Source organism: Sulfitobacter sabulilitoris, assembly GCF_005887615.1.
GTDB lineage: Bacteria > Pseudomonadota > Alphaproteobacteria > Rhodobacterales > Rhodobacteraceae > Sulfitobacter_E > Sulfitobacter_E sabulilitoris.
The window spans coordinates 1088892-1115116 of the sequence record NZ_VANS01000001.1 but is presented as its reverse complement, the minus strand read 5'-3'; the positions used below and the strand labels follow the sequence as shown (position 1 = coordinate 1115116).

Below are 26225 nucleotides of genomic sequence, written 5' to 3'. Positions count from 1 at the left end.
GCCAGCCATGACCGATTTTGTGAAACGAAGCGACCTGGAGGTGGACCCGCAGCTTGCCAGCTTCATCGAGGACCATGCCCTGCCGGGCACCGGCGTCGAGGCGGATCGCTTCTGGTCGGGGTTTTCGGACCTGGTGCATGGGTTCGGCCCGCGCAACCGCGCGCTTCTGGCCAAGCGGGAGGACATCCAGTCCAAGATCGACCAGTGGCATATCGACCACCGCGGCCAACCGCATGACGCGCAGGCCTACACGGCGTTCCTGCGCGAAATCGGCTATCTGGTCGAGGAAGGCCCCGATTTCGAGATCACGACAACCCATGTCGATCCTGAGATCGCGCAAGTGCCGGGTCCGCAACTTGTCGTGCCGATCACCAATGCGCGCTTTGCCCTGAATGCCGCCAACGCGCGCTGGGGGTCGCTTTACGATGCGTTCTACGGCACCGACGCGCTGGGCGATCTGCCTGGGGGCAAGGGCTATGACAGCGACCGCGGCGCGCGGGTCGTGGCCCGCGCCAAGGCGTTCCTCGACGAGGCGGCGCCGCTGGTGTCGGGCAGCCATGCCCAGCTTGTGGGCTACCGCGTGACCGAACAGGGGCTTGAGGGGATCATCCTGAATTCCGAGGACTGGCGTGCCGCGGATGCGACCCGCAAATCGCAAAGCGATCGCCCCTCGGGCAGCACGCCGGACGTGCATCACGGCATTTCCCTCGCCGATCCGGAACAGTTCGTGGGCTACGAGGGACCGCCCGAGGCGCCCAGCAAGATCCTGTTGCGCAACAATGGCCTGCATGTCGAGATTCGTGTGGATGACACGCATCCCATCGGGCAGAACGATCCGGCGCATGTCGCCGATGTCTGGCTGGAATCGGCGCTGTCGACGATCATGGATTGCGAGGACAGCGTCGCCGCGGTGGATGCCGAGGACAAGGTGGTGGCCTATTCGAACTGGCTGGGCCTGATGCGCGGCGACCTGAGCGAGACTTTTGAGAAGGGCGGCCAGAGCATGACGCGCACCATGCACCCCGATCGCCGCTATACCGCGCCGCAGGGCGGCGAGGTCAGCGTCAAGGGCCGCGCGCTGATGCTGATCCGCAACGTCGGCCACCTGATGACCAATCCCGCCGTGCGCGACCGCGACGGCCAGGAGGTGGGCGAAGGCCTGATGGATGCGATGATCACCACGCTGATCGCGATGCACGACCTGCGCAAGGAAGGCGGGATGCGCAATTCCGTTGCCGGATCGGTCTATGTGGTCAAGCCCAAGATGCACGGCCCCGAGGAAGTGGCCTTTGCCGACGAGATCTTTACCCGCGTTGAGACCGTGCTGCGGCTGCCGGTCAACAGCGTGAAGCTGGGTATCATGGATGAGGAGCGGCGCACTTCGGTCAATCTCAAGGAATGTATCCGCGCGGCGAAATCGCGGGTGGCCTTTATCAACACCGGCTTTCTGGACCGTACCGGCGACGAGATCCACACCTCGATGGAGGCTGGGCCGATGGTGCCCAAGGGCGAGATGAAATCGACGCCCTGGATCGCCGCCTACGAGGACCGGAATGTCGATATCGGCCTTGCCTGCGGGTTGCAGGGCCGCGCGCAGATCGGCAAGGGGATGTGGGCGATGCCCGACCGGATGGCCGACATGCTGGAGCAGAAGATCGGCCACCCCAAGGCGGGCGCCAACTGCGCATGGGTGCCGTCGCCCACGGCGGCCACATTGCATGCGATGCACTATCACCAGGTCGACGTGCTTGCGCGTCAGGCGGACATCAAGGCCGGCGGCGCGCGCGGCACGCTGGACGACCTGCTGACCATTCCGGTGATGGCGGGGCAGAACCTGAGCGACGACCAGATCGTGCAGGAGATCGAGAACAACGCGCAGGGCATCCTTGGCTACGTGGTGCGCTGGGTCGATCAGGGTGTGGGCTGTTCCAAGGTGCCCGATATCCACGACGTCGGCCTGATGGAAGACCGCGCGACCTGCCGGATCTCGGCGCAGGCCCTGGCGAACTGGCTGCACCACGGCGTGGTGAGCGAGGACCGCGTGATGGACGCGATGAAAAAAATGGCGGAGGTCGTGGACCGGCAGAATGCGGGCGATGCCGCCTATCGCGCGATGGCGCCGGGATACGACGGGATCGCGTTCAAGGCGGCCTGCGATCTGGTGTTCAAGGGACGCGAACAGCCGTCGGGCTATACCGAACCGGTGCTGCATGCGCGTCGGCTGGAACTGAAGGCGGCGGGCTGAGCGCCGGTTGCGGGGGTGAGGGGGCCGTCTGCCCCCTCACACTCCCCCTAGAGTATTTTAGACCCAAAGAAGCAAGGGGACGACCAAGATGACCATATCGTTGAGAAAAGCACGCACGATCATTCGCAAGGCGCTGGAGAAGGGCCGCGAGCTGGAGCTGAAGCCGCTGTCGGTGGTTGTTTTGGACGCGGGCGGCCATGTGCAGGCCTTCGAGCGGGAGGACGGCGCGGCGCCGGGGCGCTTTGCGATCGCGCAGGGCAAGGCCTATGGCGCGGTCATGCTGGGAATGGCGGGCACGGCGCAGATGGCGCGGGCCGAGGCGCAGGCCTATTTCATGGCGGCGGTCAACGGTGTCTATGGCGGGCAGGTCGTGCCGGTGCCGGGCGGTGTGCTGCTGCGCGACAAGAAGGGCGCGGTGATCGGCGCGGTCGGCGTGACCGGCGACACGTCCGACAACGATGTGCTGGCGGCAGTGGCGGGGATCGAGGCGGCAGGGCTTCAGGGCGAGATCTGAGGCCAGCGCCGCGCGCCGGAGGTGGGCGCGGGTGCAGGGGGTGCTGTGCGGCAAGAGGCTGTTCACCGGTTTTCGGCCTCTGTATAGTGGCGCGAACGCACAACTGAAGGCCCCCCTGTCATGGCACGTCCCATTGTTGGAATCATCGGCAACCGCTATCTGATGAACGATCAGTATCCTGTCCATACGGGTGGGACGATGAATTCGGAGGCGGTGGCGCAGGTCGCGCAGTGTCTGCCGCTGCTGATCCCCACCGATCCGCGATATGTCTCGGTCGAGGATCTGTTGGCGCGCTGCGACGGGTTTTTGTTCACCGGCGGGCGGCCCAACGTTCATCCGGCGGAATACGGCGAGGCCGAGACGGAGGCGCATGGCGCGTTCGATCGCGACCGTGATGCCATCGCGCTGCCGCTGATCCGTGCCTGTGTGGCGCGGGGGCAGCCGATCCTGGGCATCTGCCGGGGCTTTCAGGAGGTGAACGTGGCCATGGGCGGGACGCTTTATCCCGAAATCCGCGATTTGCCGGGGCGTATGAACCACCGTATGCCGCCCGACGGCACACTGGAGGAGAAGTTCGAGTTGCGCCACACGGTCCGGTTTTGCGACGGCGGGGTGTTTCACCGGCTGATGGGCGCGCCGGAGGTATTGACCAACACCCTGCACGGTCAGGGCATCAAGACGCCGGGCGCCGGCGTCGTGGTGGACGGGCATGCTCCGGATGGCACGCCGGAGGCGATTTACGTCAAGGATGCGCCGGGGTTCACCCTGGCGGTGCAGTGGCATCCGGAATGGGATGCGGCCAACGACCCGGTTTCGCGCCCGTTGTTCACCGCGTTCGGGGATGCCGTCCGGGCCTGGGCCAAGGGGCAGGGCGCGGTGCCGGCGGCGGTCGTCTGAGGGTCACTGCGCGGGTGACGTGGCCGCAGGGCGCGATGCGACCGTCTTATTGCGCATCCGGCTGAACGGCGGTGGCGCGGCAGGGGTGTCCTCCCGGTGCCGGAGGGCTAGGTCGCGGTGCAGGGAGGTGAACAGCCAGTCCTGCGGGCGCGCGACCAATCCGGCCTGAACCGGGGCTGCGTGGATCATCCTGCGGTGTCGTTCAAGATCGTCGCTGTCGCGGATCACGTGGTGCCAGATGCGGCGCTGCCAGATCGCCTTGTCGCCGCGCAGCGCCTGGGCGGGCGTGCGATTCGCCGCGCCGCGCAGACCGCGCGAGAACAGCGATTTCAGCAGGGTCCAGCGGTGCGAAATGTCATTGTCGTCGGCGGGCACGGACCACAGCGTGTGCACGGTGCCCGGAAGAACGACGATCGCGTCGATGTCGAAGGGATAGCGCGCGCGGGTCATGCGCGTGGCTTGCCGCAGGCGGGCGACCTCGCGCACCAGAAGATCGCTGGAGGGGTCCCTGAGGCGGACGGTGAAGAAATGCGCCGCGCCGCGGGCCTTGGGGGGAATGACATCGGACATGGTGGCCAGCCTAGCCGCGCCTTGGTTAACGGATGGTAAATGCCGCAACGGCCGCCAGCGTCGGCGGGATCGACTGATGACTCTGCGGGCCGGGGCGCGGGGGGGAGGATGGGGGCGACCCGCCGCTGGTCGCCGCCCCCCCCCCCGGATCGCTCGCTACATCTGGCCGCCGGCGATTTCTATGGTCTGACCGTTCACGCTCTCCGATCCGGGCGAGACCAGCCAGCTTGCCGCCGCCGCGACCTCTTCGGGTGTGATCAGGCGCTTGTGGCGGTTGGCGTTGACCATCACGTCGCGGGCCTTGTCCTCGGACAGCCCGGCGCGCTGCGAGATCGAGACGGTGTTGCGCGTCACGATGGGGGTGTCGACATAGGCGGGGCAGAGCGCGTTGAAGGTGTAGGGCTTGGCGATGTAATCCTCGCTCAGCGCGCGGATCAGGCCGACCAGCCCGTGTTTCGAGGCGGTATAGCACGCGGCCCCCGGCAGCCCGCGGATGCCCGCCATCGAGGACACCGCGATGACCCGACCCCAGTCCGTTTCGCACATCGACTTGAGCGATTCCCGGATTGTCAGAAAGGCGCCGTCGAGGTTCGTGGCCATCATGTTGCGCCAGAACGCCATGTCGGTCTTGAGCAGGGATTTGCCTTCGGCGATGCCGGCGTTTGCGACGCAGATCTGGATCGGGCCGCGCGCCTCGACCGCCGCGGCGATCTTGGATACGACGTCGTCCTCGTCGCGCACGTCCATCGCCAAGCCGAAGAGTCCGTCGCCCGCGACCGCGTCCAGCACTTCTTGGCGACGGCCGGTGATGGTGACCTGCGCCCCCTTGGCCGCCAGATCGCGTGCGATGGCGAGCCCGATACCGGTGCCGCCGCCGGTGACCAGCGCGTGTTTTCCTGTCAGTGTCATGTCCGTCTCTCCCTGTTTGCTGGCGGCAGCTTAGGCGGCACGGCGGCAGGCGCAAGCGCTGCCGTGGCGGCGCGGGCCGGTTCGGTGGCGTGACCGGGCAGGCGGGACGGGTCGGCGCCCGGATCATCGGCGCCGCGCCGGTCAACGCGCTGTTCGGTCCGACGCGACCTCAAGGCGCCTGGTGATTTGCGCATCCATGCACACAAAGATCTGCAGCGCGGCATGTCGGCCACAGTTCTTTCCAAATCGCACAAAAACTGCGCATCCGGGCCTTGAACCTTTCCAGAAATTGCGTGGCGAAGGGGTCGTGGTGCTTGTGTCCGACCCCCTCAGCGGGTAGTGGACAGTCCTGCACCGCGCACCATCTAGCGCCCATATTGACCATAACTGGGGGGATCGACGTGAAGATCGGGACACCAAAAGAAACAATCGAGGGCGAGCGTCGCGTTGCGATGACGCCCGACAGCGCCCGGATGCTGCAAAAACTCGGGCATGAGTGCATCATCGAGACGGGCGCCGGAGCGGATGCCGGCTTTTCCGACGAGGATTACAAGGAGGCCGGTGTCGAAATCGCCAAGACGGCCGCCGCGCTCTGGAAGGCCGCCGACGTCGTGACCAAGGTGCGCGCCCCCAGCGACACCGAGGTCAAGCGCCTGCGCGAGGGTCAGACCCTGATTTCGATGTTCAATCCCGCCGGCAACACCGATCTGATGGAGGCCGCCGCCAAGAAGGGCGCGACCGTCGTCGCGATGGACATGGTGCCGCGCATATCGCGTGCCCAGAAGATGGACGCGCTGTCGTCGATGGCCAATATCGCGGGTTACCGCGCGGTGGTCGAGGCCGCCAACAACTTCGGCCGCTTCTTTACCGGTCAGATCACGGCGGCGGGCAAGGTGCCCCCGGCCAAGGTTCTGGTCGTGGGCGCGGGTGTTGCGGGGCTTGCCGCGATCGGCACGGCCACCAGCCTCGGCGCGATCACCTATGCCTTTGACGTGCGCCCCGAAGTGGCCGAGCAGGTCGAGAGCATGGGCGCCGAGTTCGTGTTCCTCGACTTTGAGGAAGAGCAGCAGGACGGGTCGGCATCGGGCGGCTATGCCTCCGTGTCCTCGCCGGAATTCCGCGAGGCGCAACTGGCCAAGTTCCGCGAACTGGCGCCTGACATGGACGTGGTGATCACCACCGCGCTGATCCCCAACCGCGAAGCGCCCGAGCTTTGGACCGAGGATATGGTCGCGTCGATGAAGGCGGGATCGGTCATCGTCGATCTGGCGGCGGAGAAGGGCGGCAACTGCAAGCTGACCAGGATGGACGAGAAGGTCGTGACCGAGAACGGCGTGACGATCATCGGCTACACCGATTTCCCCAGCCGGATGGCGACGCAGGCCTCCACGCTTTATGCAACCAACATCCGTCACATGCTGACCGATCTGACGCCCGGCAAGGACGGTAAGATCGATCACGACATGGAAGACGACGTGATCCGCGGCGCGACGATCACCCATGACCACGAGGTGACATTCCCGCCGCCGCCGCCCAAGGTGGCCGCGATCGCGGCGGCCCCCAAAAAGGAAAAGGCCAAGGAACTGAGCCCGCAGGAAAAGCGCGCCGCCGAAGTGGCCGCCTTCAAGGCACAGACCAAGAGCCAGGTCACATTGCTTGCCATCGGCGGTGCGGTGATGCTACTGATCGGGGCCTTTGCACCCGCCAGCTTCATGCAGCACTTCATCGTCTTCGCGCTGGCGTGTTTCGTGGGCTTCCAGGTGATCTGGGGCGTGGCGCACAGCCTGCACACGCCGCTGATGGCCGTGACCAACGCCATCTCCGGCATCGTGATTCTCGGCGCACTGCTACAGGTCGGCTCAGGCAACCTGCTGGTGGTTCTGCTCGCCTTCATCTCGGTGCTGATTGCCTCCATCAATATCGTGGGGGGCTTTCTCGTGACGCGGCGGATGCTCGCCATGTTCCAGAAGTCGTAAGGGAGACGTCTTGATGTTTTCGATTGGTTTGACGTCTGCCGCCTACATCGCGGCGTCGGTTCTCTTCATCCTCAGCCTTGGCGGGCTGAACAACCAGGAAAGCGCCAAGCGCGCGGTCTGGTACGGCATCGTGGGCATGGGGGTGGCGGTCTTTGCCACCGTCTTTGGCCCCGGTGTCAGCAACGTGCTGCTGATCCTGATCGCCATCGCGGCGGGCGGGTTCGCGGGCTACTACGTGGCGGGCAAGGTCCAGATGACCGAAATGCCGCAGCTTGTGGCGGCGCTGCACAGCTTCGTCGGTCTGGCAGCGGTCTTTATCGGGCTGAATGCCGACATGATGCTCAGTTCGGTCGTGGCGCTGCGCGACAGCGGCGTGAACATCGCCGATGCGGACCTGACGGGGTTCGGCGAACAGCTCTGGAAAAAGGATGCGGTGGAAATCGCGATCCTCAAGGTCGAGGTGTTCCTGGGCATCTTCATCGGTGCGGTGACCTTTACCGGATCGGTCATCGCCTTCGGCAAACTGGCGGGCAAGGTCGACGGCAAGCCCAGCAAGCTGCCGGGCGGCCACATGCTGAACGCGACCGCGCTGGCGGCGTCGATCCTGCTTGGCCTGCTGTATTTCAACGGGGCGGGCATCTGGACGATGGTGCTGGTCACGCTGATCGCGGGCTTTATCGGCTGGCACCTGATCATGGGCATCGGCGGCGCGGACATGCCGGTCGTGGTGTCAATGCTCAACAGCTACTCGGGCTGGGCGGCGGCGGCCATCGGCTTCACGCTGGGCAACGATCTGCTGATCGTCACGGGCGCGCTCGTGGGCTCCTCCGGTGCGATCCTGAGCTACATCATGTGCAAGGCGATGAACCGCAAGTTCGTCAGCGTGATCCTTGGCGGCTTTGGCGGCACCTCGGGCCCGCAGATGGAGGTCGAGGGCGAGCAGGTCGCGATCGAGGCCGACGGCGTTGCCCAGGCCCTCAACGAGGCCGACAGCGTCATCATCATCCCCGGCTACGGCATGGCGGTGGCACAGGCGCAGCAGGCGGTCAGCGAACTGGTCAAGAAGTTGCGCGCCAAGGGCAAGAACGTGCGCTTTGCCATTCACCCCGTGGCGGGGCGTCTGCCGGGCCACATGAACGTGCTGCTGGCCGAGGCCAAGGTGCCCTATGACATCGTGCTGGAGATGGACGAGATCAACGAGGACTTCCCCAACACGGACGTCGCCATCGTGATCGGGTCGAACGACATCGTGAACCCCGCCGCACAGGACGACCCCAACAGCCCCATCGCCGGGATGCCGGTGCTGGAATGCTGGAAGGCCAAGACGGTGTTCGTCTCCAAGCGGGGTCAGGGCACGGGGTATTCGGGTATCGAGAACCCGCTGTTCTTCAAGGAGAACACGCGCATGTTCTATGGCGATGCCAAGGACAGCCTGAACAAGCTGCTGCCGCTGATCGACTAAGCGGCCCGACAGGCAGATATGGAAAAGCCCCACACCACCCGTGCGGGGCTTTTTCGTGCGCGGGTGGCCGGGGGAGTTTTGCGACCGCAGCGACCGTGCTGGGCGTTGCGGGCACCCGGAAACGCTGCGATGCTTGGGCGTCACACAAAAGCGGATCATGCGAATGCCTGAAATCTCTCGAACGGCGCAGGAGATGGTCTCCGGGATGACGCCGACGGTGCGGTCGGGCGAATTTGTTTTTGTGACCGTCGCTGACCCCGCTCTTGCCGCGTCACTGTCCTCCGAGGCGATTTCATTCTTCAAGGAAGACGAAGGGATGTCGTTGATCATTCCGGTCGAGACAGCCCGGGGAGCCAGCTTGAGCGTCGATCAGCCGATGCGCTGCATCACGCTCAACGTGTATTCCTCGCTGGATGGGGTCGGGCTCACGTCGGCGGTGTCAACGGCGCTGGGGGATAACGCCATTCCCTGCAACATGGTCGCGGCATTTCACCACGACCACCTGTTCGTGCCGACAAAGATGCACGACCGGGCATTGCAAATCCTGACCGTGTTGCAGGATCAGGCGGCCAGAGACGCCTAGCGCGGGGACGGTCCTGCGCCGATCGACGCTCAGGCGTCCCGCTTTGCGGGCACGCGCTGACCCGGTGGCTCAATCACTCTGGCTGGACCAGCTTTCGCGGTCCGTCCACCAGCGCGATTTCCAGTCGCACCAGCCCTGTCGCCTTGGCGGCCACCACTCCGCCCCAGGCGGCCAGCACATTGGCCAGCACCGCGGCGGCGATGATGCCAGGATAGCCCAGCGTCAGCGCCCCGATCCAGGCCAGCGGCAGGTAGATCACGAAGATCCGCCCCAGGCTCAGCGACATGGACCACAGCGCCTTGTCGCGCGCGTTCATCGCCGCGTTGGCCACCACGATGATTCCGTAGCCGAACAGCGTCGCCCCGACCCAGCGCAGGTAGGTCGCGGCAAAGGCGGCATCCTCGGGGCCCGAGGCCAGCAGCCCGGCGATGGGTCCGGCAAAGACACCCAGCACCAGCGCGACCAGCGCGCCGTAGCCCAGGCAGATCCAGAACGCCAGTTGCGTGGCGTCCTGCGCCCGGCTCCGGGCCTCGGCGCCCCAGTTCTGGCCCACCACCGGGCCGATCCCCGCGGACAGCGCCAGCAGCGGCACCAGCGCCATCGACTGCACCCGCGTGGCCGCGCCGAACCCGGCTACCGCCGTTTCGCCCACCGTCGCCACAGCTGCCGTGACCAGTGCCATGCCGGCCGGGTTGATCGCGTTGGAAAAGGACGCCGGCAGGCCGACGCTCAGGATCTTGCGCGCCGAGGCCAGCGCGCCGTCAAGCACGTTGCCGCAGACCCCCAGCAAACCGCGCCGCCACGCGATGAACAGCGCCAGCACCACGGCGATCACGCGCCCGATCAGGGTGGCCGTGGCGGCCCCTTGGGTGCCCATTTCGGGCAGGCCCCACAGTCCAAAGATCAGCAGCGGATCGAGACCGACGTTCACCACCGCCGCCAGCACCATGATCCAGGCCGCCGTCAGGCTGTCGCCATGGCTGCGAAATACCGAATTGGTGATCATCATCACCACCAGAAACGGAAAGCTGACCGCCCAGACCGGGATGTACCCGGCGATCTGCGGCATCACGTTGCCGCTGGCCCCCATCGCGCCGAACAAAAGGGGATAGACCGCCCAGACACCCAGCGCCACGAGGCCCGACAGGATCAGGCCGAGGCCGATGGCATGAAGTCCCAGCCGCCGGGTGTCGTCGTCGCTGTCGCCGCGGCCCACGCCCTGGCTGAGGGCGGCATTCGCCCCGGCGCTCAGCCCGATGGACAGCGAGGTGACCGCGGTCGTGACCGGATAGATGAAGCCGACCGCCGCCAGCGCCGCGCCGCCCACCTGACCGAGAAAATAGGCATCGGCCAGACCGACACTGAGTACCGCGAAGATGCCAAAGCTCATCGGGGCGGACATGGTGGCCAGCGCGCGCCACACCGGGCCGGTGGTCAGGTCTTGGGATGTCTTGTCAGCCATTGGTCCGCCTTTGCGTGGGGTCAGCGGCCTGCCATGGCCACGCGCACGATATAGCGCGCCGACCCCCATCGCCCAGCCCGCCATCGCACCGCGGCCCTGCGCCGGTGTGGCGGCGCGCGGCCTTTCAGGGCCGGATTCTGCGGCACGATCGGCGCGGTATACCATTGCATTCACATAACGCATTGATAAAGAATGTTAAATTTGTTGACTTGCGGGCGCAGCCGGCTAAGTCTGACTGCAACAACGGAGCTTGAGAATGTCGCCCATCACCGATCATCCCCTGCGGTACAAACTGGCAAACGAACTGCATGCGCGCCCTTTTCCGTCGATGACGGCGCCCTGTGCCGCCGCGTATCTGGCGTTCAAGCAACCCAACGATGCCGTCAGCCGCGACCGGAGCGTCGACCTGGCGCATCTGACGCGGTTGTTGGACCGGCATGGCGCATCGCATCCGCAGCCGGGGGCGACGCATTGGTACGGGCAGATCGGCAAGCATTGGCTGAAATGGGAACAACACACTGAATTCGTGACCTATACGGCGTTTTCAACCGCAAACGGGGAACGTGTGTTCGACCCCTCGGTGTTCGACATCTTTCCCTCCGAGTGGCTTGACGATGCGCCGGGTCAGCGGATCACATCGGTGGTGATGCAGGTGGTCGAACGTCCCGCTGCCGACGCCGAGGTGACGGAGCGGTTGGAGGACTGGTTCGTCTCGGAGAGCCTCGCGGTGTCCTGCGTTCTGGACGATCACGCCATCGTGGCGGGCGATTTCCGCATCGATACCTCGGGGCACATGCGTTTTGCGGTGTTTGTCAGCCCCGGCACCGGCGCCCGGCGAACCGGGCGCATCGTTCAACGCCTGTGCGAGATCGAGACCTACAAAAGCATGTCGATGCTCGGCTTTGCGCGTGTGCGATCCCTGCAGCCCAAGCTGAACACGCTCGATACGCGGCTTACCGGTCTGATGAGCGCCATGACCGACGAAAGCGCCCCTGCGGAACGGACCCTGCACGATTTGCTGACGATCTCGGCGGAGCTTGAGACGCTGTCGGCCAAGTCGTCGTTCCGTTTTGGCGCGACGGGCGCCTACGAGGCGATCGTGAACCAGCGGATCGAGGCCCTGCGCGAGGCGCGTTTCCAAGGCCGGCAAAGCTTTGGCGAATTCATGATGCGCCGCTACGAGCCGGCGATGCGCACCGTCAAATCCGCCGAAGGTCGGCTGGCCGCGATGTCCAACCGGTCGATCCGCGCCTCGAACCTGTTGCGCACGCGGGTCGATGTGGAACGCTCGGCGCAGAACCAGGCGCTGCTGGAGAGCATGGACAAGCGCTCTGACCTGCAACTGCGTCTGCAGCGCACGGTCGAAGGGCTGTCGGTGGTGGCGATCAGCTATTACGCGGTGTCGCTGGCGGGGTATCTGCTCTATCCGCTGACCGACGCGGTGGGGGTCAGCAAAGGGATGCTGACAGCGCTTGTCACCCTGCCTGTGGTCTTGCTGGTGTGGTGGATGATCCGGCGACTGCGCGCTTCGGTCGAATAGCGCGATGCGCGCCCGCCGCGCCCCGGTGTCGGGCGCGCACGGCGGGCAGGCGGGGTTTCAGCGTCCGCGAATACGCGGATCCAGCGCGTCGCGCAGACCGTCGCCCAGGTAGTTCACGCTCAGAACCGTCAGCGAGATCAGGATGCCGGGCAGCATCACGCGTTCGGGAAACTCGGTCATGCGCGGCACCGCGTCCGACAGAAGCTTGCCCCAGGTGGGAAAGTCCGACGGGAAACCGACGCCCAGGAACGACAGCGCGCTTTCGGTGATGATCGCCACGGCGAGGCCCAGCGTCGCCGAGACCATGATGGGCGACACCACGTTGGGCAACAGGTGCCGTCGAATGATCGCCGAGGACGTGGTGCCGATGGAGCGGGCGGCGAGGATGAATTCGCGTTCCTTGAGCGCCAGGATCTCGCCCCGCACGATCCGCGCGGTGGGCATCCACGAGGTCAGGCCGATGACACCGACGATCAGGATGAACATGCCGCCCTCGGGGCCCAGTGCCGCGCGCAGCGGTTGGCGAAAGAGCGTGACCGCGACCAGCAGCAGCGGCAGGATGGGCAGCGACAGGAACAGGTCCGTCAGACGCATCAGGATGCCGTCCAGCCGCTTGAAATAGCCCGCGAACACGCCGACGGCCGTTCCGATGACCAGCGACAGGACCATCGCCATCCAGCCCACGGCCATTGACGCGCGGCCGCCGGCGATCAGCGTCGCCATGATGTCGCGGCCCAGGTTGTCGGTGCCAAAGGGACGCGACCACAGGGTGCGCGCGTCGCCATCCCACAGCAAGGTGTAGATCGGGCGCAGATCCTTGTTGCGGATATCGAGCTTTTTCGGGTCGATCTGCCAGATGTAGGGCCCGACCAGCACGAACAGCGTGATGAACAGCAAGAACCCCCCGCCGATCAGCGCGCCCTTGTGCTTCTTGAACTGGTCCCAGACGTCGCGCCACTGGCTGCGCGGCTCCTTGGGCGGTTCCTTGTCCTTGAGCGCGCCGTAGAGCTCCATCTCGGTGGCGGCGGCGTTTACGGATTGATCAGTCATAGCGGATCCTTGGGTCAAGCACGCCGTAAAGCACATCCGCGATCAGGTTGAACAGCACGATCAGGATGGCGAAGATGAAGGTCAGGGTCATGACCATCGGCAGGTCGTTGGCAAAGAGCGCGGTCAACAAAAGCTGGCCGATGCCGTTCACCTTGAAGAGTGTCTCGGTGATGATCGCGCCGCCGAAGATCCCCGGAATGCCCAAGGCGATGACCGTGATCACCGGGATCATCGAATTGCGCAAAACATGCACCAGCACCACCGCGCTTTCGCGCAGGCCCTTGGCGCGGGCGGTGCGCACGTAATCCTGGTTGAGGTTGTCGAGCATCGAGGCGCGCATGAAGCGGCTGATCTGGGCCGTGGTCTGCAACGCCAGCACCATCACGGGCATGATCATCTGCTTGAACTGGATCACGAAGCTGTCCCAGTCGGTAACGACATGGGTGGTGTCGTAGATCGACGGGAACCAGCCAAGCTGCACCGAAAACAGGACGATGACCACGACGCCTGAAAAAAACGGCGGCACCGAAAAGCCGATCATCGACACGAAGGTGCCGACCTGGTCAAAGACTGAATATTGCCGGTAGGCCGAATAGATGCCGATCGGCAGGGCGATCAGGATGCCGACGACATAGGACATTCCCACGACCCACAGCGTCTGCGGCATCCGCTGCATCACGATGTCCATCACCGGGCTGCGGGTCTGCCAGCTGATGACGCGCAGCTTGCCTTCGGACAGGGCGGTGCCGAACCAGTGGTCGATCAGCACCTGCGGTTCGATCCAGAAGAACTGCACCAGCCATTTCCAGTACTGGACATGCACCGGTGCCCCCAGGCCAAGCGCCTCGCGCATCTTCTGTTTCACTTCGGGCGGAACGGTCAGCGGCACCTGCGCCATCGGGTCGCCGGGGGCCAGTTGCAGCAGCATGAAAATGACCAGGCTGATGAACAAAAGCGTCGGGATCGACAGGACCAGTCGTCGTATCGTGAAGGTCAGCATCTACTACGCCTTTGTACGTCAGTCTTGGGAAAACAGGTCAGGCAAGGCACCGCGAAGAACCGATGCGCCTTGCCCATGGAAGAAGGCAGGGGACCGCGTGGCAACACGCGGCCCCCCGGGGTCGGTCCCTTATTCCTTGATGCGATACCAGTCCGCCACGTTCCAAAGCTCGGAATCCCAGGTGTTCAGGATCACGCCGCCCAGCGTGTTGGAGGCCGCCGACACGCGGCCACGGTCGACCAGCGGAACGATCGTCATGCTGTCCTTGGTCAGCATGTCGTTGAGCTTCTTGGCGATCTCGCCGCGCTTGTCGAGTTCACCGGTGCGGGCCAGTTCGTCCAGCAGCGCGTCGTACTCGGGGTCGCAGAAGCGGTTGATGTTCTCACCCTGCCACTGGCTCGAGGGCTTGGGCTCGTTGCCGCAGCGATAGGCCGACAGATAGGCCTGCGGATCGGTGCCGTCGAAGTTGTTGGCGTACATTTCCACGTCCGCATAGAACTTCTGGAACGTGTCGGGCGATCCGGGGTCACCCCCGAAGAACACCGACGCATCGAGGTTGCGCAGCTCGGTTTCGACGCCGATCTGGCTCCACCAATCCTTGATCAGGGCCTGGAAGTCCTGGCGTACGGCGTTGGTCGATGTCTGGTAGAGCAGCGACAGCTTCATGCCGTCCTTGTCGCGCACACCGTCGCCATCGCTGTCGGTCCAGCCGGCCTCGTCCAGCAGCGCGCGGGCGCCGTCCAGATCCTGCGTCAGGCACTCCGTGTTGTCGGAGGCGTAGAGCGCGGGCGCGGGAACGAGGTTACAGGTCGGGCGACCGGCCTGACCATAGCCCACTTCGACCAGCAGTTCACGGTCGATGGCCATCGACAGCGCACGGCGGACACGCTCGTCCGACAGGATCGGGTGCGGCTCCGCCACGGTGGCGCGGGTTTCCGGCGGCAGGTCGGGCGACGGGTTCGTCAGGTTCATTTCAATCCGCTCGACCAGCGTACCGAAGGCCGCGATCGGCGTGCCTTTGCCGCCCTCGGCCATCTTGGCAAGAACGTCGGGCGCAAGCTGCATGTTCCAGGCGTAGTCGAATTCGCCTGTCTCCATCACCGCGCGGCCCGCCGCCGTCGCATCGCCGCCACCTTTGAAGGTGAGCGAGGCGAAGGCCGGCTTGCCCTCTTCGCGGAAGTTGGGGTTGGCTTCCATCTGGATCACGTCGTTGGGACGGAAATCCGTGACCACGAAGGGACCGGTGCCGATGGGGTTGAAGTTGGCCTCGGTGCACTCGGGCGCCTTGGCACCAAGGCAATCGGCGAACTGCGCGGCCTGGATGATGGGCGACTGGCCGCCCATGAAGGGGCCGTAGGGGTTCGGCTGAGGCTGGCTGAACGTGACCTTGATGGTCAGATCGTCAATCGCCTCGACGTTGGTAACGCCATCGAATTTCGCGCCCTGCGCACAGCCGCCTTCAGGGTGCATGCAGTAGTCGGCGGTGAATTTCACGTCCGCCGATGTGACCGGCGTGCCGTCGGACCACACGAGGCCCTCTTTCAGCTTCCAGGTGATCGATGTCAGGTCTTCGCTCACGCCGCCGTTTTCGACGGTGGGGATTTCAGCGGCCAGATAGGGCACCAGCGCGCCGTTTTCGTCGTAGCGGCCCAGCGGTTCGATCACCAGCGATGCGGATTCGATGTCCTTTGTACCGCCCGACAGGTACGGGTTCAGGATCGAAGGCGCCTGCCAATAAATGATATTGACCTGGCCGTCGCGGCCACGCTCGCCTTCGTGCCCGGCGGCAAAGGCGGCGGGGACGAGTGCGGTTGTCGCGATCGCCCCCATCAGTAGGGTCTTGAGTTTCATGTCATACTCCATGTTGGACATCTGAATGTCACGTGACGTGCCGCATTTACGGTCGGGCACTGTTTGTTAACGTATTGGGGGAACTGGAACTTTGCCACATAACACATCGAAAAATCGACGTAATTTGGCCCGCCCCCAAGACGCATGCCGCATATCGAAGCAGTTTTTCCAAAAATTGCAACCCTTGTGATCGCTTGCCCTCGGGAAACCGTCCGCGGGGTTTGACAGTGCCCAAGACTTGGCCTTAGCGTCGCGCATCGCACCGCCCAAGCCCACCGGATAGGACATCTCATGCTCGATCAGCACACCGCCGAACCCATTGCGCAGATCCAGGGGCTGAGGGTCGAGTTTCAGACCAAGGATGGGCCCGTGGTCGGCGTCGAGGACGTGTCGTTCGAGATCGCGGCGGGCGAGACGGTCTGTGTCGTGGGAGAATCGGGGTCGGGCAAATCGGTGTCGTCGCTGTCGCTTATGCGGCTGGTGGAATTCGGCGGCGGAGAGATCGCGGGCGGCAAGCTGCTGTTCGACCGCCGCAACGGCGATCGGATCGATCTGGCCGAAACCGATCAGGACAAGATGCGCGGCATTCGCGGCAACGAGATCGGGATGATCTTTCAGGAGCCGATGACCGCGCTGAACCCGGTGTTCACGGTGGGCCGGCAGTTGACCGAAGGCCTGCGGCTGCACAAGAACATGAGCAAGTCGCAGGCCGAGGCGCGCGCGCTGGAGCTGTTGCGCGAGGTGCGCATTCCGGAGCCTGAGCGCCGCCTGCGGCAATACCCGCACGAATTGTCGGGCGGGATGCGGCAGCGTGTGGTCATCGCCATTGCGCTGGCCTGCTCGCCGCGTCTTTTGATCGCGGACGAACCCACGACCGCGCTCGACGTGACGATCCAGGCGGAAATCCTCGCGCTGATCGACCGGCTCAAGCGTGAAACGGGCACGGCGGTGATGTTCATCACGCATGACATGGCGGTGGTGGCGCAGATGGCCGACCGCGTGGTCGTGATGTTCCGCGGCAACAAGGTCGAGGAAGGCCCCGTCGAGCAGATTTTCGAGGCCCCCCAGCACCCCTATACCAAGGCGCTGCTGGCGGCCGTGCCGAAACTGGGCGAGATGACCGGCAAGGACCTGCCCGAGCCGATGAAGCTGCTGGGAACGGCGGGCGACGAGATCAAGCCCATCGCGGGCACCGACGAGGTGCTGTTGAGGGTGGAGAACCTGACCACGCGGTTCCCGGTGAAGGGGGGCTTTTTCCGCCGCACCGTCGCCAACGTGCACGCGGTCGAGGACGTGTCGTTCACCATCAACAAGGGTCAGACGCTGAGCCTTGTCGGGGAATCGGGTTGCGGCAAATCCACCGCCGGACGGTCGATCCTGCGGCTGGTCGAGCCGAATTCGGGCCATGTGATGCTGGGCGATACCGACATCATGGCGCTGGATACCAAGGCTTTGCGGACGGCGCGGCTCGACATGCAGATGATCTTCCAGGATCCGTTTGCGTCGCTTAACCCGCAGATGCAGCTGTCCGACCAGGTGGCCGAGCCGATCCACAATTTCGCCACGCTCAAGGGCGGCGACGTGATCGACCGGGTCAAGATGCTGTTCGACCGTGTCGAGTTGCCGCGCAGCTTCATGCGCCGCTATCCGCACGAACTGTCCGGCGGGCAGCGGCAACGCGTCGCCATTGCCCGCGCGCTGGCGCTGAACCCCAAGCTGATCATCGCCGACGAGGCGGTGAGCGCGCTTGATGTGTCGGTGCAGGCGCAGGTGCTGAACCTGATGATGGAACTGCAGGCCGAACTGGGCATATCCTATCTGTTCATCAGTCACGACATGGCCGTTGTCGAACGGGTCAGCCACCATGTCGGGGTGATGTACCTGGGGCGCATCGTGGAGCTTGGCCCGCGCCGCCGGGTGTTCGAAAACCCGCAGCATCCCTATACGCAGGCCCTGATGAAGGCGGTGCCGATCGCCGATCCGCGCAAGCGCAAGGACGAGAAGGACCTCAACTTCAAACCGATTCCGTCGCCCATCCATCCGACGACCTACGCGGCCGAACCGTCGCGCTATGCCGAGGTCGAGCCGGGTCATTTCGTGCTCGAAACCGACAGCGGATATTAAGGGCCCGATGACACCGACCGCATCGCGCAGGGTTGCCCTGATCACCGGCGGCGCGCGCGGGATCGGGCGGGCCATTGCGGCCGACCTCGCGCGCGACCACGCCGTCGCGATCACCTGTTTCGACAGCGCGCCCGAGGGGCTGCCGGACGGTGCCCTGGCCATCCGCGCCGATCTGCGCGATCCGGCCAGCCCGGCAGCGGTCATGGCCGCGGTGATCGACCGGTTCGGAAGACTGGATGTGATCGTGAACAACGCGGGCGTGCTGGAGCCATCGCCGGTCGATGCCTTCGACCAGGATGCGTATCGTGCGATTTTCGACGTGAACGTGATCGCGCCGCACGGCCTTTTGTCCGCTGCCCTGCCGTATCTGGGCGCAGGGGCCGCGATCGTGTGCATCTCGTCGGTCAACGCCGTTCTGCCGCCCAAGGGGGCGGCGATGTACGGGGCCAGCAAGGCCGCGCTCGACCTGTGGACCCGCGCCATGGCCAAGGAGCTAGGCCCGCGCGGCATCCGCGTGAATGCCGTGGCCCCCGGTGCGGTCAACAGACCCGAAGACCCCCGCGATGCGGCGCTGACGCAGGCCTTTGTCGATCTGACCGCGCTGGGGCGTCTTGCGACCCCCGATGACATTGCCGCCGCAGTGCGCTATCTGGCGGGCGAACAGTCCGCCTGTGTGACCGGCGAAGTGCTGACCGTATCAGGAGGATACAGATTATGACCGACCGCATGACGCCGCTGGAGCTTATGACCAAGCTGGTCGGCTTTCCCACTGTTAGCCGCGATACCAACATCCCGTTGATCGACTGGGTGGCGGATTATCTGGCGGGCCACGGCATCGAAAGCCACCGCTACATCGACCCCGAGCAGCCCAAACATGCACTGTTTGCCCACGTCGGCCCGTGGGAGAAAGGGGCCGTGGTGCTGTCTGGGCACACGGATGTGGTGCCGGTCGATGGCCAGCCATGGGATACCGACCCTTTCGAGGTGGTCGAGCGCGACGGCAGGTATTTCGGGCGCGGCACCTGCGACATGAAGGGGTTCGACGCGCTGGCGATCTGGGCACTGGTCGAGGCGCATCACGCAGGGATCAGGCGCCCCTTGCAGATCGCGCTGAGTTTCGACGAGGAGGTCGGCTGCACCGGGGCGCCGCCGATGATCGAGGCGATGCAGCCCGTCTTGCCCAAGGGCTCGATGGTCATCGTGGGCGAGCCGTCGCTGATGAAGGCGGTGACGGGGCACAAGGGCGGCACCGGGTTCAACACGCATATCAAGGGCTTCGAGGTCCATTCCTCGCTTTTGCATACCGGCGTCAACGCGATCATGTATGGCGCCAAGCTGATCGACTGGGCCAACGACATGAACGCCGCCAACATGGCCGCCACGCCCAGCGACACGGCCGCGATGTTCGTCCCGCCCTTCACCACCTGCCACGTCGGCATGATCGACGGCGGCACAGCGCATAACATCACCGCCAAGGATTGCCGCTTTGCGATGGATTTCCGGGTCGTGCCCGGCGAGGACAAGGCGCAGTGGGAAGCCGCCTATCGTGCAAAGGCGGCCGAGATCGAGGCGCTGATGCAAGCCGTGGTGCCCGAGACCTCGATCGAGGTCACGCGCCGCTTCGACGTGCCGGGCCTCAAACCCGAGGCGGAGGGCGAGGCGGAAACAATGGTCAGGATGCTGACGGGCGACAACGCGGGCCACGTGGTCAGCTACGGCACCGAGGCGGGTCAGTTCCAGGAGGCGGGCTATTCCGCCGTGATCTGCGGCCCGGGCAGCATCGAGCAGGCGCATCAGCCGAACGAGTATATCGACAAGTCCGAATTCGAGGCGGGGCACGCCTTCATGCGGCGGCTGATCGAGCGGTTGCAGGGCTGATGCCGGCCCGCCGCGCCCCCGCACGACGCCTGCGCCGGCGATGACGCAGTTTCCGATTTCCGCCGCCGGCCCGGTGACCTATCCGGGGCCGCCACGGCGCGCGGCCGATCTCGTGGTCATCGGCGGCGGGGTGATCGGCGTCTGCACCGCCATCTACGCGGCGCGGGCAGGGCACCGGGTCGTGCTGCTGGAAAAGGGCCGCATCGCGGGTGAACAATCCAGCCGCAACTGGGGCTGGATCCGCCAGCAGGGTCGCGACCCCGACGAATTGCCCATCATGGCCGAGGCGAACCGCCTGTGGCGCGATCTGGCGGGTGCGACCAACGTCGATATCGGTCTCACGCAGGGGGGCGTCACCTATCTTGCGGACACCGACAAGGATCTGGCGGGCTACGAGGCATGGCTGCCTCATGCGCGCGCCAACGAGGTGGACAGCCGGATCCTGAGCCCCGCGCAGACCGCCGATCTGATCCCCGGAATGGCGCGCCGCTACAAGGGTGCGCTCTATACCGCCTCGGACATGCGGGCCGAGCCATGGGTCGCGGTGCCGGCGCTGGCGGGGATCGCCGCGCGCGAGGGCGTGCAGATCGTCGAGCACTGCGCGGTGCGCTGTCTTGACTTGCATGCGGGCCGCGTTGCGGGCGTGATCACCGAAGCGGGCCGGATCGCGGCGCCCGAGGTGGTGCTGGCGGGTGGCGCGTGGTCGGCGCTGTTCCTGCGCAATCACGGCGTCGCGCTGCCGCAACTGTCGGTGCGCGCCACGGTGGCGGCGACCGATCCCTTGCCGGTGGTCTATCCCGGTGGCGCCACGGATCACCGCATCGCCTTTCGCCCCCGCACCGATGGCGGCTATTCGCTGGCGGCCGGGGGATTTCACGAATTGTTTGTCGGCCCCGATGCGTTTCGTTCCTTGCCGAAATTCCTGGCCCAGATGCGGGCCGACCCCCTTGGCACCCGGTTTCTGCCGTTTGCCCCCAAGGGGTTTCCCGACGCGTGGTCCACCCCGCGCCGGTGGTCCGCCGACGCACCAAGCCCCTTCGAGGCGATGCGCGTGCTCGACCCGAAACCCAACGCCGCCAAGCTGCGCGCGCTGGTGCGGGAGTTCGCGGCGCTGTTCCCGCAGTTGGGCGAGGTGCGGCTGAAATCCGCATGGGCGGGGATGATCGACACCATGCCCGACGTGGTGCCGGTGGTTGACCGCGTCGCCGATCTGCCGGGCCTGACGGTCGGCACCGGAATGAGCGGCCACGGGTTCGGCATTGGCCCCGGCATGGGGCGGGTGCTGGCGGCGCTGGCCACGGGCGGCGATGTGGGCCATGATCTGACGCGGTTCCGCCTGTCGCGTTTTGCCGATGGCAGCCCCATGCGGATCGGTCCATCCGTCTGATCCCGTATCCCAAGGAGATTCTCATGCCCGTCAAGAACCGCTTTGCCGAAACCCACGCCCAGATCACCGCATGGCGGCATCACCTTCACACCATTCCCGAATTGCAGTTCGACCTGCCGCAGACCGCCGCCTTTGTCGCCGAGCGGCTGGCGGAGTTCGGCGTGGACGAGATCACCACCGGCGTGGCCGAAACGGGGATCGTCGCCGTCATCAAGGGCCGGACCGACACCAAGGGCCGTGTGATCGGCCTGCGCGCGGATATGGACGCGCTGCCCATCGCCGAGGCGACCGGGCTCGACTATGCCTCCGTCCATCCGGGCAAGATGCACGCCTGCGGCCATGACGGGCACACCGCCATCCTGCTGGGCGCGGCGCAGTACCTGGCGGAGACGCGCAATTTCGACGGCACCGTCGTGCTGCTGTTCCAACCCGCCGAAGAGGGCGGCGGCGGCGGCCGCGTGATGGTCCAGGAAGGCGTGATGGACCGCTGGGGCGTGCAGGAGGTTTACGGCATGCACAACATGCCCGGGCTGACACCGGGGGAATTCGCGATCCGCCCCGGCGCCCTGCTGGCCAGCGCGGACGAGTTCGAGATCACGGTGACAGGCAAGGGCGGTCACGCCGCCGCCCCGCACGAGGCCGTGGATCCCAACCTTGCCGCCGCGCATGTGCTGATCGGGCTGCAATCCATCGCCAGCCGCTGGGTCGATCCGCTCAAGAACGTTGTGGTGTCGGTCTGTGCGCTGCATTCGGACACCGAGGCGCATAACGTCATTCCGCAGACGTGCCGGATGCGCGGCACCGTGCGCACCCTCGACCCCGAGGTGCGCAGCTTTGTCCGGACGCGGCTGGAGGAGATCGTCACCGCCACCGCGCAGGCGCATGGCTGCACGGCGCGGATCGATTATCAGCTTGGTTATCCGGTGACCGTCAATCACGCCGAGCATACCGACTACGCCGCCGCGGCCGCCGCACGCGTGGCGGGCAGCGTCATCACCGATACGCCCCCCATCATGGCGGCCGAGGATTTCGCCTTCATGCTCAACGCGCGGCCCGGCGCCTATATCATGCTGGGCAACGGCGACGGGCCCACCGTGCACCATCCGGAGTACGTATTTGACGACGCATCCATCCCGGCGGGGTGCAGTTGGTTCGCCGAGATGGTAGAGAGCCGCATGCCCGTGGCCTGAATGGCCCGGAATGACCCACGAAGGAGACTGAAATGCCCGTCAAAAATCGATTTGCCGAACTGCACGACGAAATCACCGCATGGCGCCGCGACATCCATGAAAACCCCGAAATCCTGTTCGAGACGCACCGCACATCGGCGATGGTGGCCGACAAGCTGCGGGAATTCGGCTGCGAAGAGGTGGTCGAGGGCATCGGACGCACCGGCGTCGTGGGGGTGATCAAGGGCAAGTCCGACGCGTCGGGCAAGGTGATCGGCCTGCGCGCGGATATGGATGCGCTGCCGATTCACGAGCAGACCGGGGTGGAATACGCATCGAAAACCGATGGCGCGATGCATGCCTGCGGCCATGACGGGCATACCGCAATGCTGCTGGGCGCGGCGAAATACCTGGCCGAGACGCGCAATTTCGACGGCACCGTTGTGGTGATCTTTCAACCCGCCGAAGAGGGCGGCGGTGGTGGCCGCGAGATGTGCAACGACGGCATGATGGAGCGCTGGGGCATCCAGGAGGTGTACGGCATGCACAACTGGCCGGGCCGCCCCACGGGCAGCTTTGCCATCCGTCCCGGCGCGTTCTTTGCCGCCACCGACCTGCTGGAAATCGAGGTCGAAGGCCTTGGCGGGCATGCCGCAAAGCCGCATGAGACCATCGACAGCACCGTGGTCGCCAGCCAGCTTGTTCTGGCGGCCCAGACCATCGCCAGTCGGAACGCCGATCCGGTGGAGCAGATCGTGGTGTCGATCACCTCGTTCGAGACCTCGTCCAAGGCCTTCAACGTCATCCCGCAGCGCGTGTCGCTGATGGGCACCGTGCGCACCATGTCCGCCGAGATGCGCGATCTGGCGGAAAAGCGCCTGAACGAGATCTGTGACGGTATTGCGGCGACCTTTGGCGCCAGGATCAAGCTGGTGTATCACCGCAACTATCCTGTGATGGTCAACCATGACGAGCAGACGGAATTCGCCGCCAAGGTGGCGACCAGCGTGACCGGTCAGTGCGACGAGGCGCCCCTGGTGATGGGCGGAGAAGACTTCGCCTTCATGCTCGAGGAACGCCCCGGCGCCTATATCCTGGTGGGCAACGGCGACACGGCGATGGTGCATCACCCGATGTACAACTTCAACGACGATGCGATCCCGGCGGGATGCAGCTGGTGGGCCGAAATCGTCGAACAACGTATGCCGGCGGCGTGATGTTTGGATCCGGGCGGGACAGGTCCCCGCCCGGATCTTTCACGCCAGAAGCTCGCGGTAGAGCGTCACCAGCGCCGCCGCTTCCCCTTCGATCGAAAAGCTGTCCGTCGCGCGACGACGTGCGGCGGCCGACCACGCCGACAGCCTCGCGGGATCAGCCAGCGCCTCTGCCGTTGCCCCGGCCAGGGCCGCCGCATCGCCCGGATCGACCAGACGCCCCGTCTCGCCGTCGGATACCAGCGCATCGAACGCGCCGACGCGGGTGGCGATCACCGGCACGCCGCAGGCCATCGCCTCGATCGGGGTCAGGCCGAAGCCCTCCCAGCGTTGCGGCGCCACGTAAAGGTCCAGCACCCTGTACCAATCCGCCATGTCCTGCGTCGGCACCTCGGGCAAAAAGCGGATGCGGTCCTGCATCCCGGCCTGCGCCACGGTCTTGCGCAGCTCCGCCTCGAAATCCTGGAATTTTTCGACCGCGCGCCCCATGACAAGGGCCGTCGCCTGCGGATGGGCGCGCAGCACCTCGATCATCGCCTCGACATAGAGATCGGTGCCCTTCGACGGGCGCAGCCGCCCGTAGCAGCCCAGGATCGCCCCCTGCGCGGGCAGCCCCAGCGCGTCGCGCAGGCCCGCCCGATCGGGGCTGGGCGAGAACCCTTCGGTATCGATGCCGTGCATGATCACGCGGGCGGGCACCTCAAGATAGGCCGCCGTCTTGTCCGAGGTGGCCACAACCGCGTCCATGCGCCGGATCAGCCAGCGCGTCAGACCGGTCTGCGCGCGCTGCGAAGCGGAGGTGAAGAGCAGTTTCAGCCGTTTGCCCAGCAGATAGCGCAGCGCCAGCCCGCCGATCATCTCGACGTTGCGGCGCGCGTGCCAGACCCGCCAGCCGCCGGGGGCGGGGCCCCGCCGCGGCAGGGTCAGCAGGTGCGACAACGGAATTTGCGGCACATGCGGCGGGATCACCGGGCCGGTGGCCACGATGCCGATCTCGCGCGCCTGCAACGGCACAAGGCGCACCACCGTGGCGGTGACGCCCGACAGGCGACGTTTGAAATTCGGTGCGATGACCTCGATTCCACCAGGCGTCCGGGCGGTCATGCGGCCTGCTCCAGATCCAGCGCCTTGATCAGACGTGCGGCGATGCCATCCAACTGGCCGGTCCGGGCGCGGGTGAAATCCCGCGCGGCGCGACGGGCGCGGGCCAGCGCGGCATCGTCGGTCAGCCAGGCCGTAGCCAATCGCGCCAGGTCGGGCCCGTCGGCGACCATCCGCGCCGCCCCGGCCTCTTCCATCGCGGCAAAGGTTTCCGCGAAATTCGTCACATGCGTGCCCGACAGTACCGCAGCGCCCGATTGCGTGACCTCGAACGGGTTGTGCCCGCCGATGGGCCGCAGCGATCCGCCCAGGAACACGAAGGGCGCCAGCGCGTACCAAAGGCCCAGTTCGCCCAGCGTATCGGCAAGGTACACCGCTTGCGTGGGCGCGCCGCCCGTGCTGCGGCGGGTATGACTCAGGCCGCTCTGCGCAATCAGCGCTTCGACCTCGTCGCCGCGCTCGGGGTGCCTGGGGGCAAGGATCAGGCATAGATCGGGATGGGTGCCAAGCAGGCTCCTGTGCGCTTCCAGCACGTCCTTCTCCTCGCCCGGATGAGTGGACGACGCGACCCAGACCGGGCGGTGGCCCAGGGTCTTGCGCGACTTGGCCACCGCGTCGGGATCAACGGGCAGGGGGTCCGACAATGACTTGAGGTTGAAGCCACGCGCCACCCGGTCGGCAGGGGCATTCAGATCGACCATCGCCTGCGCCATCGCATCGTTTTGCGTCAGGATCAGGTCGAAGACCCCGAGGACATAGGCGGCCGTCCTGGGGCGCTTGGCCCAGGCCGCCCGCGATTTCGCGGAGAGCCGCGCGTTGACCAGTGCCAGATGCGCGCCGCGCGCGCGGGTGCGCACCAGCATCTGCGGCCAAAGCTCGCTTTCGACGAACACCGCGGCATCGGGGCGCCAGTGATCGAGAAATCGCGTGACCGGCCCCGCGGCATCGAGCGGCGCAAACTGGTGCACGCAGTTGGGTGGCATCCGCGCCGCGATCAGCTGCGCCGAGGTCGCGGTGCCCGAGGTGATCAGAAACCGCGCCTGCGGCAGCGCCACGCCCATCCGCGAAATCAGCGCCAGGACCGACAGGCTTTCCCCCACGGAGGCGGCGTGGAACCACACGAGCGGCCCCGTGCCGCGGCGGTCCTCGGTGGCATGGCCCAGCTTTTCATGCGCGCGGTGCGCGGGCAGGCCGGCGCGGCGCAGCTTGGTCGTCTCCAGATAGGCCGCCAAAGGGACCAGCGCGGTGGTGGCCGCGACATAGGCCCGGTAGAGGAATGGCGCGCCCATGCCC

Annotated in this window: 21 protein-coding genes; 13 read left to right on the top strand and 8 right to left on the bottom strand. The window is 65.8% G+C overall.

Annotated features, from left to right (window positions below):
• Positions 1 to 7: 7 nt before the first annotated feature.
• The 3 genes from FDT80_RS05280 (at position 8) to FDT80_RS05270 (ending at position 3656) form a co-directional block, all read left to right on the top strand.
• Entirely contained in the window at positions 8 to 2245 is a 2238-nt protein-coding gene (locus FDT80_RS05280) for a malate synthase G (RefSeq protein ID WP_138661159.1), read from the top strand.
• Positions 2246 to 2333: 88 nt separating this feature from the next.
• Complete coding sequence (locus tag FDT80_RS05275) at positions 2334 to 2759, top strand: GlcG/HbpS family heme-binding protein (RefSeq protein WP_138661158.1); 426 nt, start codon at positions 2334 to 2336, stop codon at positions 2757 to 2759.
• 120 nt (positions 2760 to 2879) lie between these two features.
• A complete protein-coding gene (locus tag FDT80_RS05270) occupies positions 2880 to 3656 on the top strand; it encodes a gamma-glutamyl-gamma-aminobutyrate hydrolase family protein (RefSeq protein WP_138661157.1) in 777 nt (258 codons plus the stop codon).
• 3 nt (positions 3657 to 3659) lie between these two features.
• On the opposite strand, the gene FDT80_RS05265 is transcribed toward FDT80_RS05270, so the two are convergent.
• Positions 3660 to 4226: an REP-associated tyrosine transposase gene (locus FDT80_RS05265; RefSeq protein WP_138661156.1), complete on the bottom strand. Its 567-nt coding sequence runs from the start codon at positions 4224 to 4226 to the stop codon at positions 3660 to 3662.
• A 156-nt stretch (positions 4227 to 4382) separates the two neighbouring features.
• Positions 4383 to 5135 carry an SDR family NAD(P)-dependent oxidoreductase gene (locus FDT80_RS05260; protein ID WP_138661155.1) on the bottom strand — a complete coding sequence of 251 codons (753 nt, stop codon included), beginning with the start codon at positions 5133 to 5135 and terminating at the stop codon, positions 4383 to 4385.
• A 401-nt stretch (positions 5136 to 5536) separates the two neighbouring features.
• On the opposite strand from FDT80_RS05260, the gene FDT80_RS05255 reads away from it, so the two are divergent.
• The 3 genes from FDT80_RS05255 (at position 5537) to FDT80_RS05245 (ending at position 9156) form a co-directional block, all read left to right on the top strand.
• On the top strand, positions 5537 to 7111 hold the full coding sequence (locus FDT80_RS05255) for a Re/Si-specific NAD(P)(+) transhydrogenase subunit alpha (RefSeq protein ID WP_138661154.1): 1575 nt from the start codon (positions 5537 to 5539) through the stop codon (positions 7109 to 7111).
• A 13-nt stretch (positions 7112 to 7124) separates the two neighbouring features.
• On the top strand, positions 7125 to 8573 hold the full coding sequence (locus FDT80_RS05250; RefSeq protein ID WP_138661153.1) for an NAD(P)(+) transhydrogenase (Re/Si-specific) subunit beta: 1449 nt from the start codon (positions 7125 to 7127) through the stop codon (positions 8571 to 8573).
• A gap of 157 nt (positions 8574 to 8730) precedes the next feature.
• Entirely contained in the window at positions 8731 to 9156 is a 426-nt protein-coding gene (locus tag FDT80_RS05245) for an ACT domain-containing protein (RefSeq protein ID WP_342777637.1), read from the top strand.
• A gap of 73 nt (positions 9157 to 9229) precedes the next feature.
• Here FDT80_RS05245 and FDT80_RS05240 read toward each other — a convergent pair whose 3' ends face one another.
• Entirely contained in the window at positions 9230 to 10618 is a 1389-nt protein-coding gene (locus FDT80_RS05240) for an MATE family efflux transporter (RefSeq protein WP_138661152.1), read from the bottom strand.
• Positions 10619 to 10874: 256 nt separating this feature from the next.
• Between FDT80_RS05240 and FDT80_RS05235 the strand changes: the two genes are divergently transcribed.
• Positions 10875 to 12158 (top strand): DUF3422 family protein, encoded by a 1284-nt coding sequence (locus tag FDT80_RS05235; protein WP_138661151.1) that lies wholly within the window; start codon positions 10875 to 10877, stop codon positions 12156 to 12158.
• Between the two features lie 57 nt (positions 12159 to 12215).
• On the opposite strand, the gene FDT80_RS05230 is transcribed toward FDT80_RS05235, so the two are convergent.
• The 3 genes from FDT80_RS05230 to FDT80_RS05220 form a co-directional block, all read right to left on the bottom strand.
• Positions 12216 to 13208, bottom strand: coding sequence for an ABC transporter permease (locus FDT80_RS05230; RefSeq protein WP_138661150.1), 993 nt, complete (start codon positions 13206 to 13208; stop codon positions 12216 to 12218).
• Positions 13201 to 14208, bottom strand: coding sequence for an ABC transporter permease (locus FDT80_RS05225; protein ID WP_138661149.1), 1008 nt, complete (start codon positions 14206 to 14208; stop codon positions 13201 to 13203). Before FDT80_RS05225 ends, FDT80_RS05230 begins: the two co-directional genes overlap by 8 nt.
• Before the next feature lie 129 nt (positions 14209 to 14337).
• Entirely contained in the window at positions 14338 to 16059 is a 1722-nt protein-coding gene (locus FDT80_RS05220; protein WP_138661148.1) for a peptide ABC transporter substrate-binding protein, read from the bottom strand.
• 291 nt (positions 16060 to 16350) lie between these two features.
• Here FDT80_RS05220 and FDT80_RS05215 point away from each other — a divergent pair, with 291 nt between their 5' ends.
• From FDT80_RS05215 to FDT80_RS05190, 6 genes are read left to right on the top strand one after another with little or no spacing between them, the layout of a single operon-like run.
• Positions 16351 to 18183 (top strand): ABC transporter ATP-binding protein, encoded by a 1833-nt coding sequence (locus FDT80_RS05215; RefSeq protein ID WP_138661147.1) that lies wholly within the window; start codon positions 16351 to 16353, stop codon positions 18181 to 18183.
• A 7-nt stretch (positions 18184 to 18190) separates the two neighbouring features.
• The gene (locus FDT80_RS05210; protein WP_138661146.1) at positions 18191 to 18901 is read left to right on the top strand and encodes an SDR family NAD(P)-dependent oxidoreductase; all 711 of its coding nucleotides are present in this window, start codon (positions 18191 to 18193) and stop codon (positions 18899 to 18901) included.
• Entirely contained in the window at positions 18898 to 20061 is a 1164-nt protein-coding gene (gene argE / locus FDT80_RS05205) for an acetylornithine deacetylase (protein WP_138661145.1), read from the top strand. Before FDT80_RS05210 ends, argE begins: the two co-directional genes overlap by 4 nt.
• A 40-nt stretch (positions 20062 to 20101) precedes the next feature.
• The gene (locus tag FDT80_RS05200; RefSeq protein WP_138661144.1) at positions 20102 to 21448 is read left to right on the top strand and encodes an NAD(P)/FAD-dependent oxidoreductase; all 1347 of its coding nucleotides are present in this window, start codon (positions 20102 to 20104) and stop codon (positions 21446 to 21448) included.
• Between the two features lie 23 nt (positions 21449 to 21471).
• Complete coding sequence (locus FDT80_RS05195) at positions 21472 to 22638, top strand: M20 aminoacylase family protein (RefSeq protein ID WP_138661143.1); 1167 nt, start codon at positions 21472 to 21474, stop codon at positions 22636 to 22638.
• Between the two features lie 32 nt (positions 22639 to 22670).
• Complete coding sequence (locus tag FDT80_RS05190; protein WP_138661142.1) at positions 22671 to 23834, top strand: M20 aminoacylase family protein; 1164 nt, start codon at positions 22671 to 22673, stop codon at positions 23832 to 23834.
• A gap of 39 nt (positions 23835 to 23873) precedes the next feature.
• Here the strand turns inward: FDT80_RS05190 and FDT80_RS05185 are convergent, their stop codons facing one another.
• Positions 23874 to 24935, bottom strand: coding sequence for a glycosyltransferase family 4 protein (locus tag FDT80_RS05185; RefSeq protein WP_138661141.1), 1062 nt, complete (start codon positions 24933 to 24935; stop codon positions 23874 to 23876).
• Positions 24932 to 26221, bottom strand: coding sequence for a 3-deoxy-D-manno-octulosonic acid transferase (locus FDT80_RS05180; protein ID WP_138661140.1), 1290 nt, complete (start codon positions 26219 to 26221; stop codon positions 24932 to 24934). Before FDT80_RS05180 ends, FDT80_RS05185 begins: the two co-directional genes overlap by 4 nt.
• Positions 26222 to 26225 lie beyond the last annotated feature (4 nt).

What these genes read in the sequence shown, in the direction of transcription:
- FDT80_RS05280 (WP_138661159.1), top strand. Translation starts at nt 8, where the DNA reads ATGACCGATTTTGTGAAACGAAGCGACCTGGAGGTGGACCCGCAGCTT.
- FDT80_RS05275 (WP_138661158.1), top strand. Translation starts at nt 2,334, where the DNA reads ATGACCATATCGTTGAGAAAAGCACGCACGATCATTCGCAAGGCGCTG.
- FDT80_RS05270 (WP_138661157.1), top strand. Translation starts at nt 2,880, where the DNA reads ATGGCACGTCCCATTGTTGGAATCATCGGCAACCGCTATCTGATGAAC.
- FDT80_RS05265 (WP_138661156.1), bottom strand. Translation starts at nt 4,226, where the DNA reads ATGTCCGATGTCATTCCCCCCAAGGCCCGCGGCGCGGCGCATTTCTTC.
- FDT80_RS05260 (WP_138661155.1), bottom strand. Translation starts at nt 5,135, where the DNA reads ATGACACTGACAGGAAAACACGCGCTGGTCACCGGCGGCGGCACCGGT.
- FDT80_RS05250 (WP_138661153.1), top strand. Translation starts at nt 7,125, where the DNA reads ATGTTTTCGATTGGTTTGACGTCTGCCGCCTACATCGCGGCGTCGGTT.
- FDT80_RS05245 (WP_342777637.1), top strand. Translation starts at nt 8,731, where the DNA reads ATGCGAATGCCTGAAATCTCTCGAACGGCGCAGGAGATGGTCTCCGGG.
- FDT80_RS05240 (WP_138661152.1), bottom strand. Translation starts at nt 10,618, where the DNA reads ATGGCTGACAAGACATCCCAAGACCTGACCACCGGCCCGGTGTGGCGC.
- FDT80_RS05235 (WP_138661151.1), top strand. Translation starts at nt 10,875, where the DNA reads ATGTCGCCCATCACCGATCATCCCCTGCGGTACAAACTGGCAAACGAA.
- FDT80_RS05230 (WP_138661150.1), bottom strand. Translation starts at nt 13,208, where the DNA reads ATGACTGATCAATCCGTAAACGCCGCCGCCACCGAGATGGAGCTCTAC.
- FDT80_RS05225 (WP_138661149.1), bottom strand. Translation starts at nt 14,208, where the DNA reads ATGCTGACCTTCACGATACGACGACTGGTCCTGTCGATCCCGACGCTT.
- FDT80_RS05220 (WP_138661148.1), bottom strand. Translation starts at nt 16,059, where the DNA reads ATGAAACTCAAGACCCTACTGATGGGGGCGATCGCGACAACCGCACTC.
- FDT80_RS05215 (WP_138661147.1), top strand. Translation starts at nt 16,351, where the DNA reads ATGCTCGATCAGCACACCGCCGAACCCATTGCGCAGATCCAGGGGCTG.
- FDT80_RS05210 (WP_138661146.1), top strand. Translation starts at nt 18,191, where the DNA reads ATGACACCGACCGCATCGCGCAGGGTTGCCCTGATCACCGGCGGCGCG.
- argE (WP_138661145.1), top strand. Translation starts at nt 18,898, where the DNA reads ATGACCGACCGCATGACGCCGCTGGAGCTTATGACCAAGCTGGTCGGC.
- FDT80_RS05200 (WP_138661144.1), top strand. Translation starts at nt 20,102, where the DNA reads ATGACGCAGTTTCCGATTTCCGCCGCCGGCCCGGTGACCTATCCGGGG.
- FDT80_RS05195 (WP_138661143.1), top strand. Translation starts at nt 21,472, where the DNA reads ATGCCCGTCAAGAACCGCTTTGCCGAAACCCACGCCCAGATCACCGCA.
- FDT80_RS05190 (WP_138661142.1), top strand. Translation starts at nt 22,671, where the DNA reads ATGCCCGTCAAAAATCGATTTGCCGAACTGCACGACGAAATCACCGCA.
- FDT80_RS05185 (WP_138661141.1), bottom strand. Translation starts at nt 24,935, where the DNA reads ATGACCGCCCGGACGCCTGGTGGAATCGAGGTCATCGCACCGAATTTC.
- FDT80_RS05180 (WP_138661140.1), bottom strand. Translation starts at nt 26,221, where the DNA reads ATGGGCGCGCCATTCCTCTACCGGGCCTATGTCGCGGCCACCACCGCG.